Genomic DNA, 13,810 nt, shown 5'->3' on the forward strand with positions numbered 1-13,810 from the left:
CGCCTTTGCGCGCCGGCTCTTCCATGCTGTCCGACGATCGGAATCCCATGTCCCTCGACCTTCGCGGCGCCTGTTCGGCGCGCGCGCTTCTTGCCGCCCTGGCGCTCTCGCCGGCTCTCCTTCCCACCGCCGCCCTGGCCGACGCCGCCGCCTCCACCGCCGCCGCAGAGGTCGATCAGGTGATCGTCGTCGGCCGCAGCGACAAGCCGATCACCGTCGAGCCGCGGGGGCTCTCGGTGTCGCTCGGCAAGACCGAGTTCGAGGCGATCAACGCCGTCAATGTCGAAGACCTGATGAAGTACGCGCCCGACTTCTTCGTGCGCAAACGCTATATCGGCGACGCCAACGCCGTGCCCGGGTTCCGCGGGACGCACTCCACCCAGTCGGCGCGCAGCCTGGTGATGGTCGACGGCTTCGTGGTCTCCAACTTCCTGGGCAACAGCTTCGCCTTCCCGCCGAAGTGGGGCGTCGTCGGTCCCGGCGAGGTCAAACAGTTCGACATCGTCTACGGGCCCTATTCGGCGCGCTATCCGGGCGCCTCCATGGGCGGCGTCGTCTCGATCACCACCCAGGCGCCGGAGAGCCGGGAAGCCTTCGTCATCACCCAGGTCTTCGCCCAGCCCTACAAGCAGTACGGCACGGACAAGACCTACGACGGCTACACCTTCGAGGCCGGGCTCGCCGGGAAGCAGGCGAAGGGGCCCTGGAGCGGCCGGATCAGCTACCGCCGGCTCGACAACATGGGCCAGCCGATGCAGTGGACCCAGCTCGCGGCGGCCATCGGGACCGGCGCGCCGGTCAGCGGCGCCGTGGTCGACCCGAACCTGATCCTCAAGACGCCGGTGGCCGGGGCCTATGCGCCGGACCACACGATCCAGGATCAGGTCCGCGCCCGCGTCGGCTATGACTTCGGCCGGGGCTGGACGGCCCAGGGCCTGTTCGTGCTGTGGAACACCGATTCCGACCAGACCAATCCGACCACCTATCTGCGCGACGCCTCCGGCGGGCCGGTCTACGAGGGCAAGGTAGTCGTCGGCGGCCAAACCTACACGGCGTCCGGCCTGACCTTGGGCCTTTCCGACCGGCGCGAGATGCTGGCGGGCCTGAAGCTCGCCGGCCCGCTGGCCGGCTGGGACGTCTCGGCCAACCTCTCCCACTATTGGATCGACCGGCAGCGCTCGCGCACGTCCAGCGGCTACACCACTGGAATCTCCAACGGAGCCGGAACCTTCACCAACCAGGGCGAGACCGGCTGGTGGACCGGCGACTTGACCGCCGAGCGGGCCTTCGGCCGACACGCCGTGGCCGTGGGCCTCAACAGCAACCTCTACGAGACCGACCAGACCACCTTCGGCGCCGCCAGCTGGAAGGCCGCCACCGGCCGGACCTTCTCGGCCGAGACCCTGGGCAAGACCTCGCTGATCGGCGTCTTCGCCGAGGACGAGATCTCCCTCACCCCGGACCTGAGCCTGACGGCGGGGGTGCGCTACGACCGCTGGCGCGCGTTCGACGGCGGCGTCGGCCGGCTGGTCGCCGGCGCGCCCCGGCTGCAGAGCTACGCCGACCGCGACGACGACGCCATCAGCCCCAAGGTCTCCCTGCAGTGGGAGATCGCGCCGGGCTGGCGGACCCAGCTCAGCCTGGCTGCCGCCACGCGCTTCCCGACCGTGGGCGAGCTCTTCCAGGGCAGGCTCGACAGCCTCGGCAATTTCGATCCCAACAGCTTCGATCCCAACCTCAAGCCGGAGCGCTCGCGCGACGCCAACCTGATCGTGCGCCACAGCTTCGGCCCGGTGCGGATAACCGGCAGCCTGTTCTACCAGCGGGTCGAAGACGCGATCTTCAGCCTGCAGGGCTTCAACCAGTTCGGCGTGGTGACCTCCTCGTTCAAGAACATCGACGTGGTGCGCCAATACGGGGTCGAACTGATCGGCGAGGCCAGCGACGTGCTGGTCCCCGGCCTCGACATCGACGCCAATGTCGCCTGGATCGACGCCCGGACGGTGAAGAACGGAGCCTTGCCGGACTCCGAGGGCGTGCGCTTCCCGCGCATCCCCGAGTGGCGGATCAACGGCGCCGCCCGTTACCGGATCAACGAGGCGCTGCGGCTGTCGGTCGGCTTCCGCTACGCCTCACGGCCGAACAGCGACCTGACCGGCTCCCAGCGGGGCGACACCTACGGCTACACCTCGGAGTTCTTCATCGTCGACACCAAGCTCGCCTGGGACATCAACGATCAGGTCCAGGCCAGCGTCGGCATCGACAACCTGAACAACGACAAGGCCTGGGTCTTCCACCCCTATACGCAGCGGACCGTCATGGTCGAGCTGAAGTGGAAGCGGTGAGCCGCGAAATACAACATGGAGCTGCCAACTGGCGCCGGCGCGGGTCGAGCAGGGGAATCTAAGCGGGGCCGGCTGACGCGGCGTCGCCTTTCGCGCGGGGCGCCACGAGCCCTATCGCAGCAAGTTCCTGCACAGCCTGCCCCGCGACGCCCCCTGAGCAGCAGCGGTTCAGGGCTCCCGCCACGAAGCTGCGGATGAGCAGCTGAAGTTCCGGTTCGTCCACGAGCTCCGCCGCGATCTCGGGGGGCGCCCAGCGTTTTTCCCGTTGCTCGCGCTCTGGCCAACGCTCCGCTTCGTGCGTGACTTCGAGGGCGAAAACTGAAACCTGCACCTCGCGTGTCCGCCCGCTGCGCAAGACCTTGGCATAGCCATATCCGCCGAGCGCCGCCGCCGCCGGCATGCCTGTCACGCCGGCCTCTTCGAAGGCCTCGCGCGCCGCCGACGACTCCGGCCTCAACCCCTTGATGGGCCAGCCCTTGGGGATCACCCATCGGCGAGTCCCGCGCGAGGTGATCAACAGGACCTCGAGGCGTCCGCCATCGTTTGCACGCCATGGCAGAGCCGCGTACTGCACCCGCGGCGGGCGCTCGGCGTCGATCGAATGCTTTTTCACATCGCCGCCCTTGAGGCCGGCTGGCGTTCGCCCTCGCGCCCGGTCTTCGCGATCTGAGGAGGCGGCGCAGCGAACGATCCCGTCTCGCCGACGATCAGCTCCGCCTGCCGACCTTGGCCCTTAAGCCAAGTCACGAGATCCTTTCCTATTGAGGTCGCCTCCTCGAGCGAACTTGTGTGACCGAGATAGCCGCCACAGTGCTGGACCGCCCATTTTGTCCCGACGCGCGCGACGCTGATGACTACCACCATTTGGTCCCTCTCCGGGGCTCAGGGTGATCTCGGCAGTTGTGTTTCATAAACATAACACGGATAGGTTTAGATTCATAGGCGGGCGCCACTGAGGCTTTTCAATTCCTGCCGCCGGAACCGACCACCCCGGCGAAGAGATGAAGCCTGTAGGGATGAGCCGAGATGGCCACGCTCAAAAGACAGGTCGACGTCCCGGATGCTGGCGGTTTCTCCGACGTGCGCCGGGGCGGGTGAACCACCTTGCAGCTCGCGGCGAACGCCGACGAAGCGCGGAGGGCTCCATGTCGCCGGCGTCGCGCCGCAGAGATTGCTGCACCACCAACTGCATGCGAAACGACCTTGCCGAGATCGAACGAGGACCCTTGGCTTTCCAAAGGGTTGACACTCGCCCTCTGAATTAGAACCCTGGGCCCGTGGGACGGAGCATCGTATGACGCGACAGGTTGGTGCGGCGCAGAAACGCGCCCTGATCGCCTTGGCCGAAGCCCTGGACGGCGTTGGCGAGGTCCCGTTCTTGAGCGCGCCCGGCCTGATCAACAAACGGCTCGTGACCTTCGTGGGTCGCTCGGACCGGCAGGCCAACTCACCTTACATCTGCCAAATCACGGAAGCCGGTCGTGAGTTCGTCGCGCGCTCGGCTCGGAGGGCGGACCACGTCGCCGGCGAGGCGCCGAACCCGCCGTAGCATGAACATGCCGTGCAGCAGCGTGCGGCCCGGATAGCCAAGGCCGCGTAGACGGCGCCGGCCTCTATCGGCTCTTTTTGAACGGACGCTTAGGTTGGGCGCGCGAGGGCGGCCGAATCGGCGTCCTCAGCCTGAGCCGGCTCTCCGCTCCACGACGGGTAGGGCCCGAGCCTAAAGATCAGCAGACCGGAGATCAGGCAGGCTGGAATGCCGGCGAGCAGCAAGGGCGTATAGTTGCCGAAGTGATCGTAGATCGCGCCGGCGGCCACCGGTCCGATGCCGCCGCCGACGGCGATCAGGCTCGCCATCACGCCGAAGATCTTGCCGAAGTTCCGCAGGCCCCCGTAACGGCTCGTCAGATAGGCCGAGATCTGCAGCTTCGTGCCAGAGGCGTAGCCGATGATGACCATGGCCACGACGATGAGGGCGGGCGAGCGCAGAGGCTCCAGGAGGAGGACGAAGGCGATCGCCGTGGAGCTCAGGGTGATCGCACCGACGGTCCCGCCGTCCATGCGGTCGCTGAGCCAGCCGGTGACCAGCTTGCCGACCATGCCGGCGATCCCGCCGAGGCCGGCGAGCAGGGCGGCGTGCTCCCGGGTCACGCCGGCCTCGGTGAGGATGGGCACCTGGTGGATCAGCACCCCCACGGTGGCGAACATGGTGATGAGCGTGGAAAGGCCGATCCGGATCAGCGCTATGCTGCGGAACGCCTCACGGAAACCCAGGCCGGCTGGCGGCTTGACGGGCTCGGGCAGGTCCGAGGAGACCGCCTGATCCCGCGCCTTCGGTTCGGCCCTGTCGACCAGGAAGAGGATCACGAGGAGCAGCACCGGTCCGCCCCAGCCGGCGGCGAGCCAGAAATAGGCCTGCCTCCATCCGAAGTGGTCGATGAGCTGCTGGGAGATGACGGGCGCGATGGTTTGGGTGACCGCGGTGCCGCCGAGCACGAGCCCGAACGCCAGCCCGCGCGCGGCGTTGAAGGCGCCCGAGACCGCCGCCGTCCAGACGGTCGTCTTGATCAGCAGCGAGGCGACGCCGAACAGGGTCCAGAGCAGGATCCATTGCGCGATGCTGCCGTTCGCGAGCCCGAAGGCGGCGATCGTCGCGATGGCGAGGGCCACGCCGGGGATCGCCAGCCGACGTGAACCCCAGCGGTCGATGACCGCGCCGACGACAGGCGACAGCGGGATCGTCATCAGGGAGGTGATGGTGAGGCCGATGGAGATCTGCGCGCGGCTCCAGCCGAACTCCCGCCCCAGCGGCTCCATGAAGAGGCCGGTCGTGTAGCTGCCCACCGAATAGAAGGAAACGCCCGCCATCGCGGCGAGCACGAGCGGCCAGTGCGCCCGCCATTCAGCCGCGGCTTCATCCGGGTTCGAAGGGGTATGCAAGGAGCTTCCTGTTGCTGCGGTCGTGTCGGGGCCGAACTCAGTCCCCGGAGCGCCCTGGAGTCAGTATCTGTTCGCGCGCCCCTCGAGCACGATGTCGAGAAAGGGGAGCGCTGCGTCGCGCAACCCTGCGAACGCCGGATCTGTCTGGCCCAGGACCTCGCCCAGGAGACGCACGTCCTTGGCGAGGAGGCTCCCTCCATGGCTGAAGCTGGTCGGATCGGTCATTCGGCCGCGCACCTCAAGGGCGAAGCTTCTGCCGCTGCTCGCCTGCAACAGCTCCACGAGCGCCTGCTGGTTCATTCCAAGGGCTTGGCCCGCCTCCAAGGCGCTGTTCGCCAGGCCCAGGTTTGCAGCCATGAGCGTGTTGTTGATCAGCTTGGCGTGCTGCCCGGCGCCGACCGGCCCGAGATGCACGATCAGTCGCCCGAAGGTCTCGAACACCGGGCGGGCGGCGGCCAGATCGGCCGGATCTCCGCCCACCATCACCGCCATGGTTCCGGCTTGCGCCCCCGGGGCGCCGCCGCTGACGGGCGCATCGATAATCCGCACGCCGCGCGCGGCCGCCTGAGCTTCGACCGCCCGGCAGGTGTCGGGATGCACGGTCGAATGAATGGCGATGCGGCTGCCCGGCCGCATCGCCGGGATCAGTTGATCACAGACCTGGCGTACGTCCTGATCCGTGACCACGCAGAGCCCCAGGTGATCGACCTCGGCGCCGAGCTCCGCGACCGACCCGGCGAACCGGGCCGCCGTCTCGCGATACGGCTCGAGCGTCTCAGGGCGCCTGGCCCAGAGGTAGGTGATGAAGCCCGCATCGATCATGCGACGCGCCATCGGCGCGCCCTGACTGCCCAGGCCGATGAAGCCGCACACTGGCCGATCGTCGGATTGCGCCATCTGAAGTCCCTTCTCTCCCGATGCGCCGATCAGAGCGACTTCACCGTCCGGCCGCCGTCGATCACCAGGATGTCGCCGGTGTGGAACTTCGAGGCGTCGGAGGCGAGATAGGCGGCGGGCCCCTCGATATCGTCGGGATAGCCCGGCCGGCCGAGCGGGGTGATGGCGGAGAAGCGTTCGACCATGCCCTGCACCTGGGCGGCGCCCTCGGTCATCTCCGACATGATGAAGCCGGGCGCGAGCATGTTGGCGCGCACCTTGTACTGGCCCATCTCGACGGCGAGGCCCTTGACCATGGCGGCGAGCGCGCCCTTGGCGCCGGCGTAGTGCTCCATCCCCTGGATGCCGTGGAAGATGGAGAGGCTGCCGCAGACCACCAGCGAACCGCCGGGGTCGCCGGCTTGCGCCCGGTCGCGCATGTGCCGGGTCGCCTCACGTAGGGTGTAGAAGGCCCCGTGCAGGTTCACGTTGAGCAACTCGTGGTACATCTCGCTGGTCATGTCCGGGAAGGACGGCGCCCGCGAGGTGAAGCCGGCGTTGGCGAAGACGCAGTCCACCCGGCCGAGGGCTTCCACGGTCGAGGCGAAGGCCGCCTGCACGGCCGCCTCGTCGGCGACGTCCACCGCCTCGTGGTGGGTGCGCCCGGCGCCCGCCGCCTTGAGCTTCTCCAGCGCCTCGAGGTTGCGGTCGGCGCGGCGGCCCCAGACCACCACGTCCGCGCCTTGCCTGGCGCAGCCCATCAGGAAGCCCAGGCCGATGCCGCTGTTGGCGCCGGCGGCCAGCACGACGCGGCCGGTGAGATCGAAAAGTCCACGGGTCATGGATCAGGCCTCTGTGCTGGTGGCGACCGGGTGGACGCGCAGGTAGTCGGAGAAGTAGGGCTCGAGGTCCTTCTTGCTGAACCCCCAGTCGGCCAGCGAGTAGGTGTGCTTGCCCAGCTTGTTCTGCGGGTTCTCCTGCAGCCACTGGCGCATGCCGGTCACGGTCGCCTCGGTCCATTCGTCGCCGAGCCAGCGGTAGACCTTCTTCATCTGCGCCAGCGGATCGGCCAGCATGTCGTCGTAGTAGAGGTTGTAGATGTCGCCCGGCCGCTCCTTGGCGACCTCCAGCGGTCGTGCGAGGTGCATGGCCATCTGCAGCGGGAAGCGCTGGCGCATGTACTCGCGGCCCTCGTCCTTCTCGAAGATCGGCCGCGATCCGCCGCGCATGTTGATGGACGAGGCGAAGGTCGCGTAGGGGTCGCGGTGCGTCCAGATCACCTTCGCGTCGGGGAAGGTCTTGAACAGCTGGCGGATGAACAGCGAGTCCGAGGGCATCTTCAGAACCCAACGCCCCGGGTTGGTGCTCTGCAGGATCTGCAGCACGCGCTTTCTGTGGGCGAAGGCGGTCTCCATGTCCGTGAACAGGATCCAGTCGTGATAGGTCGGCGTGGTGGCGATCACCGCCAGCATCAGCGACCGGAAATCCTGGGCCAGCAGGTGGACGCACTCGGTGGGCCCATCGCCCGGCTCCCAGTGCGCGGCGGCCGTCTTGGGATTGGCCTTGAGCATCATCTCGTCCTTGGCCACCTCGGCCAGGCACCGCGGATCGCTCTTGAGAGCGCCTGGCGCCGCTGGCGGCGCGACGTTGTAGGCCTCCCAGCGCAGCATCGACCGGTTCGCCGGGTCCGCGGCCATCATGTAGCTGGCTACGGTCGTGCCGGTCCGCGGCATGCCCAGGATGAAGACCGGGCGCTTCACCTCTGCCTGGGCCACCGCCGGGTTTTTGCGAATGTAGTCGTCCACCTGCATCCGCGTGGCGAGCGCATCGACGTAGCGGTTCTTGACGATCCCCCAGCCGCGCTCGGTCAAGCGGTCGGCCTGGGCGTGATCCTTCACCAGGATCTCCAGGCCCTCCTTCCAGGAGTCGATGTCGGGATCAGGAAGGCCGCCGGTCTTCTCGCGCGCGGCGTTGACGACGTCGTCGAAGGTCAGTGACATTTTGCGTCCACTAGAATGGGCGATCGCCCGGATTGGGGAATGAGACGGCGGCGGCGAGTTCAGTCGAACGTCAGGACCACCTTGGCCGCGCCATTGGCGTCGTCGGCGACCTCGAAGGCGTGGAGGAAGTCCGAGAACGGAAAGCGATGAGTGATCATCGCCTCGGGGTCGACGACCTTGGCCGCCAGCTCCCCCATGACCTCCGGGAACTCCGTCGGATAGCCGGACGCGCCGATGACGCTGATCTCCTTGCTCATCAGCTTGGTGCCGTCGAAGGTCACCGTGTGGCGCTGCATGGCCACGGTGATGATCCGGCTGCGCTTCATGCAGAAGTCGGCGATCTGCGACAGCAGGCCTGGCGCCCCGCTGACTTCGAAATAGATGTCGGTCTTGGGGTATTCGACACCCCAGATCGCGCCCGTCCCGCGCAGCTCCTTGAGGATCTCGGCCGGCGGGTTTTCGCGCGGGTCGAACGCCGCCCTGGCCCCCAGGGCCACCGCCCGCTCCCGGCGCAGCGGCGAGAGGTCGAAGGCTATGATGTCCTCGATCCCCTTCAGGCGCAGCGCGACGACGACGCCCAGGCCGATCGGGCCCACGCCGAAGATGGCCACGCTCTCGCCGGGCTTGGGATCGGCGCGGTTGACCGCGTGCGCCGCGACGGAAAGAGGCTCGACCAGGGCGGCGTGCTCCAGGCTGACGTTGTCCGGCACGCGGCACAGCGCCTGGGTCTGGTCGTCGACGTCGCGCAGTACGACGTAATCCGAGAAGCCGCCGCACTCCCCGCCGCGGCCCATGTCCGCGGGGCTGTTGTTGGAGTTGTAGGCGACGCGATCGCCGATCTTGAAGCTCTTCACCTCCGGGCCGATCTCGATGACTTCTCCGGCGTACTCGTGACCGAGCGCCATGGGGGCGTCGAAGCGCGGGCCCATGTGGCGGAAGTGCAGGTCCGTGCCGCAGATCCCCGCCGCGGCGACCTTGATCACCAGGTCTTTCGGGCCCGCCGTCGGGCGTTGCGCGTCATCGAGCCGTAGATCGCCCGGCCCGTGCAGAACCGCCACCTTCATCGTTTCCTCCCTGTGAGGTCCGCTTTTCTGTTGGGATGGAGCATCGCCCTTAAACGGCGCGCAGCAAGACAGGGCAGTTGTCGCTGCCCGGCCCCTTTGTGGAGCGCCGGCCGATCCCGACACCTGTCGTGCTCCAACGGTCACGAGCAGGTTGCGCCTCACGATCCTGTCGGCCGAACAATCCAGGACTGATCGAAGGAGCCGAAGATGACCGCTGATCCGAGCCTCTCGAACGACGGCCTGAAGGTCGCCGAGCTCATCAAATCCGGCGAGGACCAGGCGAAGGCGATCGAGCGCGCGCCCGGCGTCTGGGAGAGCCGGGGCGTCGGCAACAGCTATCTTCTGACCACGCCGGAGGGCGACGTCGTGGTCAATGCCGGGACCCTCGGCGACGCGCGGCGCGGGCGTGAGCAGTTCGCCGAGGTCTCGAAGAACCCGATCCGCTACATCATCCTGACCCAGAGCCACGCCAACCAGTACGGCGGGCTGGAGGTCTACAAGACCCCCGACAACCTGGTCGTGGCGCACAAGACCTACCCCGAGGACCGGGTCTATTCGGAGGTGCTCAGTCCCCACTACCGGCGCGGCTCCGGGCGGGTGTTCGGCGGCATCACCCGCAATCTCGGCGACATCACGCCGACGAAGGAGGTCGCGCCAGACCTGCTGATCGGCGACGAGGGCCTGGCCTTCGTGCTTGGCGGTCGCCGGTTCGAAGTGATCCACACGCCCGGCGGCGAGACGCGCTCGGCGGTGATCGTCTGGCTGCCCGAGGAGAAGATCGCCGTCGTCGGCAATCTGTTCGGCCCGCTGTTCGGCAATCATCCGAACCTCAACACCCTGCGCGGCGACAAGCCCCGCTGGGCGCTGCAGTTCATCGACTCGATCAAGACGCTGCGGGCGCTGAAGCCCGAGCTGGTCCTCACCGGCCACGAGGAGATCCGCGGCGCCGAGCACATCGAGCGCGAGGTCACCCGCATCATAGATTCCGTGCAGTGGGTGCACGACCGCACTGTCGAGGGCATGAACGCAGGCAAGGATCTCAGCACCCTGATGCGCGAGATCAGCACCCCGCCGGAACTCACCCTCACCGAAGAGTACGGCAAGGTCGCCTGGAACGTGCGGGCGATCTGGCACGAGTACACCGGCTGGTACGACCCCGCCCGGGGCCTGACCGAGCTCTATGGGGTGCGGGCCTCCAGCGTCGCCCCGGCCATCGCCGAGCTGGCCGGCGGCGCCGAGCGTCTGGCCGAGCGGGCGAAGGCCTTCGTCGCCGAGGAGAAGCCGCTGGAGGCGCTGCACCTGCTGGACGTCGCGCTCGCCGCCGAGCCGGGCTCCGAGCTCGCCCGCCAGGTGAAGCGCGAGGCGCTCACCCTGCTGCTCGCACAGACCGGCGGCAAGAACCTCTGGGAGCGCATGTCCATCGCCGCGGAGATCCGGGATCTGGACGTTTAACTGCGAGGCCCCGTGTCCCCTCCCCGCAGCACGCGCGTCCGGAATTCCCGAGGGGTCACTCCGGTGGCGCACCGAAATGCATAGGTGAAGGTGGATTGGGAGGCGTAGCCCATGGAGGTGGCGATCGCCTTGATGCCTTCCCCCGTGGCGAGCCTCCGCTTCGCCGTCTCGATGCGGCTTTGCGCCATATAGTCGCCGATCGAGCAGCCGCGGCTTGTCCTGAAGCCGCGCGTCAGCTGGCGCACGGAGATGTTGCACAGGGCTGCGAGGTCGGAGAGCGTCGGCGCCGCGCCCGGCTTCGCCAACCGGCTGTCGATGACCCGAAGGCGCCAGGACGCGAGACCGCCGGTATCGACCGCCTCGCTCGCGGCCATCAGATATCGTGCGAGTTCAATGGATAGCTGGGAGGCGATCGCCTCGCAAAGCGCCTCAAACCCCGCCGCCCGGTCGTGCAGTTCCTGGGCGAGGCGGAGCAGAAGGCTGCGGATCGTGGCGCTGGAAATGTCCAGACACGCCTCCAGCCTGCGATCGGTGAGCTCGAAATCCTCCGGCAACCAGCGTTGCACGGCCTCGGCGGGCAGCTGACAGATCAAGGATGTGCGTCGGCCGCCCGCGCTCACCATGTGCAAGGTCTCTCCCGGCGGCAGCGCAATGACCGGGCCCAGAGGCGAGAAGCGATGCGGTCCCCACCGGTCGACATAGCGCGCGCGCTCGTTCGGCCGCCGCGGCGTCAGGCAGATATCCATCCAGAACAGATTGTCGCGGCGAAACATGTGCTCGCACCCGCGGTCGTGGTTCAGGCGCGCGAGCTGAATTCGAGCGGACGGAAGCTCGAGCTCGGCGCTGATTGTCATCCTAGCCGTCGGCGCTGGCGCGGCTCCCTCTGACAGGACCTGCATCGGGCGCCTATCCTCGGCGTCGAGGGCGGAACGGATTTCCGCCTCACCGACCGTAATCCGACTCATCGCCGGAGCTCCTCAATGCTGCTCGCCTCACAGACGCCGGCTAGGTTGCGCCTTGCTCCAGCAACTCGCGGCTGGCCGCCACGATGCGACCCACCGTGCGCCTGAGACCGCCTACAAGAAAGACGCAAGGGAACGGATGCCGTCACGCCGCGAACTCATCAAAATGACCGCCCAAGAAATCCGAGACTACCTCGCCGCTCGGGTACGCGTCATCGTCGCCACAAATGGCCCCGACGGCATGCCGCATCCCGTGCCGCTCGACTACGGCCTCGACGATCAGGGGCGCATCCTCGTGACCTCCTTCCGCAAGAGCCAGAAGGTGAAGAATCTGCAGCGGGATCCCCGCGCGACCTTGCTGGTGGAAAGCGGCGAGACCTATGCGGAGCTGAAGTCCGTGATCGCCTACGCGGATGCGGAGATCATCGACGATCCCACGGCGATCGCCGAAGGCATGCAGCTCATCCGCGCGAGCCCAGACCTGTCGGCAAGCCTCAGCGCCTCCATGCGAGACCAGGTCAAGGCGTCGCTCGAAAAGCGAGTTCTGATCCGCTTCACACCGTTCAAGTATGTGAGCTGGGACCACTCCAAGCTGGGCGCCTACTATTGAGCTCGGAATGCCGATAGCAGCGCGTCGACCTGCATCATCGGCGCGGGCTTGCCAGCCCGATGCTATGCCGAGCCGTTTCCACGACGTCCCAAGAGATTCAGTCGCGCGGGAAGAGCTGCTCGGCATAAACTTTTCGTCGGCATAAGGGAGAAAGCCATGAGCCAGCAGGATGTGACCATCCCCACCCCCGACGGAGACGCTCGCGCCTTCGTCTTCACGCCGGACGCCGGAGCGGGCCCCTGGCCGGCGGTGTTGTTCTACATGGACGGACTGGCCATCCGCCCGACGATGTTCGAGATGGCCAAGCGGCTGGCGTCCAACGGGTACTATGTGCTGCTGCCCGACATGTTCTGGCGGCTCGGCGGCTATGAGCCGATGGTGCCCGCGGAGGTCTTCTCCGACCCCGAAAAGCGCCAGGCGCTGTTCGGCAGGTTCATCGGCTCGACCAATGCGGAGATGGGGATGCGCGACACCAGCGCCTTCCTCGACTGGCTGGCCAAGCAGCCGCAGGCCAGGGCCGACAAGATCGGCGTCACCGGATACTGCATGGGCGGGACGTTCGCGCTCCGGGCCGCCGGGACCTTCCCCGACCGGGTGGCCGCCGCCGGAGCCTTCCACGCAGGCCACGTGGTCACCGACCAGCCCGACAGCCCGCACCTGCTGGCCCCGAACATCAAGGCCAAGGTGCTGGTGGCCGGCGCCGACCAGGACCCCTACTTCACCGAGGACCAGTTCGTGACGCTTCGCCAGGCGATGAGCGACGCCGGCGTCGACGCCGAGGTCACCATCTATCGCGGCGCCCTGCACGGCTACGCGCCCGACGACCTGCCGGTCTACGACAAGGAGCATTCGGAGCGTCACTGGCGCGAGATGCTGGCCCTGTTCGGCGAGACGCTGAAGGCGCCGGTGGCGGCTTAAGCTCCGGCGGGGGCGGCGCGGCCCCCTCCACCCCTTCGGGGTCCCCCTCCCCCAAGGGGGGAGGAGAAGGGCGCTGCAAACCTCGACTCTCCTCCCCCGCTGGGGGAGGGGGACCCCGAAGGGGTGGAGGGGGCTACACCGGCCGCAAAGCAAAAGGGCCGCCCTCGCGGGCGGCCCTTTCGGAACGACACTTGGTCTTAGGCTCAGGCGGCCGGCTGGGCGTCCGAGAGCTTGGCCTTCAGCTGGCGCTTGATCTTCAGCGCGCGCGACGAAAGTTCTTCGTCGCGAGCCTTCAGCAGGAAGGCGTCGAGGCCGCCGCGGGCGTCGAGCGTGCGCAGGGCCGCATTGCGGATGCGCAGCTTGAACGACTGGCCGAGCGCATCGGACTGCAGGTTGACCGGAGACAGGGCCGGCAGGAAGCGGCGCTTGGTCTTAATATTCGAGTGGCTCACATTGTGGCCGACCAGCGGGCCGACGCCCGTGAGTTCGCAACGGCGCGACATGGCGAAAGAACCTTCGCGTAGGGAAAAAGGAAGCGACGAACCAGACGGTCCGTGCGGGAAGCGGGCGATATAGAGGAAGGCGACCCGCCGCGTCAAGGCGAGCTGGCGTCTAACAGCGCGCTTCCGGTGGTTACAGGCGA

At 67.6% G+C, this 13,810-nt stretch carries 14 protein-coding genes; 5 read left to right on the forward strand and 9 right to left on the reverse strand.

Annotation, left to right across the window (positions count from 1 at the left end; genetic code table 11):
* The first annotated feature begins 47 nt into the window (after window positions 1-47).
* Window positions 48-2,345 (forward strand): TonB-dependent receptor, encoded by a 2,298-nt coding sequence (locus ACSQ2B_RS08725; protein ID WP_436049038.1) that lies wholly within the window; start codon window positions 48-50, stop codon window positions 2,343-2,345.
* Between the two features lie 58 nt (window positions 2,346-2,403).
* Here the strand turns inward: ACSQ2B_RS08725 and ACSQ2B_RS08730 are convergent, their stop codons facing one another.
* Window positions 2,404-2,958 carry an NUDIX hydrolase gene (locus ACSQ2B_RS08730; RefSeq protein WP_436049040.1) on the reverse strand — a complete coding sequence of 185 codons (555 nt, stop codon included), beginning with the start codon at window positions 2,956-2,958 and terminating at the stop codon, window positions 2,404-2,406.
* Complete coding sequence (locus ACSQ2B_RS08735) at window positions 2,955-3,209, reverse strand: hypothetical protein (protein WP_436049042.1); 255 nt, start codon at window positions 3,207-3,209, stop codon at window positions 2,955-2,957. Before ACSQ2B_RS08735 ends, ACSQ2B_RS08730 begins: the two co-directional genes overlap by 4 nt.
* A 430-nt stretch (window positions 3,210-3,639) precedes the next feature.
* Here ACSQ2B_RS08735 and ACSQ2B_RS08740 point away from each other — a divergent pair, with 430 nt between their 5' ends.
* Window positions 3,640-3,894 carry a hypothetical protein gene (locus ACSQ2B_RS08740; RefSeq protein ID WP_436049044.1) on the forward strand — a complete coding sequence of 85 codons (255 nt, stop codon included), beginning with the start codon at window positions 3,640-3,642 and terminating at the stop codon, window positions 3,892-3,894.
* 89 nt (window positions 3,895-3,983) lie between these two features.
* Here ACSQ2B_RS08740 and ACSQ2B_RS08745 read toward each other — a convergent pair whose 3' ends face one another.
* Genes ACSQ2B_RS08745 through ACSQ2B_RS08765 form a run of 5 tightly spaced genes read right to left on the reverse strand, consistent with a single transcriptional unit; the run spans window position 3,984 to window position 9,225 of the window.
* Window positions 3,984-5,285, reverse strand: coding sequence for an MFS transporter (locus ACSQ2B_RS08745; RefSeq protein WP_436049046.1), 1,302 nt, complete (start codon window positions 5,283-5,285; stop codon window positions 3,984-3,986).
* A 60-nt stretch (window positions 5,286-5,345) separates the two neighbouring features.
* Window positions 5,346-6,182 carry an NAD(P)-dependent oxidoreductase gene (locus ACSQ2B_RS08750; RefSeq protein ID WP_436049047.1) on the reverse strand — a complete coding sequence of 279 codons (837 nt, stop codon included), beginning with the start codon at window positions 6,180-6,182 and terminating at the stop codon, window positions 5,346-5,348.
* Between the two features lie 29 nt (window positions 6,183-6,211).
* Window positions 6,212-7,003, reverse strand: a complete 792-nt coding sequence (locus ACSQ2B_RS08755) for an SDR family NAD(P)-dependent oxidoreductase (RefSeq protein ID WP_436049049.1) — start codon at window positions 7,001-7,003, stop codon at window positions 6,212-6,214.
* 3 nt (window positions 7,004-7,006) lie between these two features.
* Complete coding sequence (locus ACSQ2B_RS08760; RefSeq protein ID WP_436049051.1) at window positions 7,007-8,161, reverse strand: sulfotransferase family protein; 1,155 nt, start codon at window positions 8,159-8,161, stop codon at window positions 7,007-7,009.
* Window positions 8,162-8,220: 59 nt separating this feature from the next.
* Entirely contained in the window at window positions 8,221-9,225 is a 1,005-nt protein-coding gene (locus ACSQ2B_RS08765; RefSeq protein ID WP_436049053.1) for a zinc-dependent alcohol dehydrogenase, read from the reverse strand.
* Between the two features lie 207 nt (window positions 9,226-9,432).
* Between ACSQ2B_RS08765 and ACSQ2B_RS08770 the strand changes: the two genes are divergently transcribed.
* Window positions 9,433-10,677 carry an alkyl sulfatase dimerization domain-containing protein gene (locus ACSQ2B_RS08770; protein WP_436049055.1) on the forward strand — a complete coding sequence of 415 codons (1,245 nt, stop codon included), beginning with the start codon at window positions 9,433-9,435 and terminating at the stop codon, window positions 10,675-10,677.
* Here the strand turns inward: ACSQ2B_RS08770 and ACSQ2B_RS08775 are convergent.
* On the reverse strand, window positions 10,674-11,450 hold the full coding sequence (locus tag ACSQ2B_RS08775; protein WP_436049057.1) for a helix-turn-helix domain-containing protein: 777 nt from the start codon (window positions 11,448-11,450) through the stop codon (window positions 10,674-10,676). The genes ACSQ2B_RS08770 and ACSQ2B_RS08775 overlap by 4 nt on opposite strands.
* 355 nt (window positions 11,451-11,805) lie before the next feature.
* Here ACSQ2B_RS08775 and ACSQ2B_RS08780 point away from each other — a divergent pair, with 355 nt between their 5' ends.
* Window positions 11,806-12,249: a pyridoxamine 5'-phosphate oxidase family protein gene (locus tag ACSQ2B_RS08780; protein ID WP_436049059.1), complete on the forward strand. Its 444-nt coding sequence runs from the start codon at window positions 11,806-11,808 to the stop codon at window positions 12,247-12,249.
* 156 nt (window positions 12,250-12,405) lie between these two features.
* The gene (locus ACSQ2B_RS08785; RefSeq protein WP_436049061.1) at window positions 12,406-13,167 is read left to right on the forward strand and encodes a dienelactone hydrolase family protein; all 762 of its coding nucleotides are present in this window, start codon (window positions 12,406-12,408) and stop codon (window positions 13,165-13,167) included.
* Window positions 13,168-13,370: 203 nt separating this feature from the next.
* Here the strand turns inward: ACSQ2B_RS08785 and rpmB are convergent, their stop codons facing one another.
* Window positions 13,371-13,670 (reverse strand): 50S ribosomal protein L28, encoded by a 300-nt coding sequence (rpmB, locus tag ACSQ2B_RS08790; protein ID WP_436049062.1) that lies wholly within the window; start codon window positions 13,668-13,670, stop codon window positions 13,371-13,373.
* Window positions 13,671-13,810: the final 140 nt, after the last annotated feature.

This window comes from Phenylobacterium sp. LjRoot225 (genome assembly GCF_964252855.1).
Lineage (GTDB): Bacteria > Pseudomonadota > Alphaproteobacteria > Caulobacterales > Caulobacteraceae > Phenylobacterium.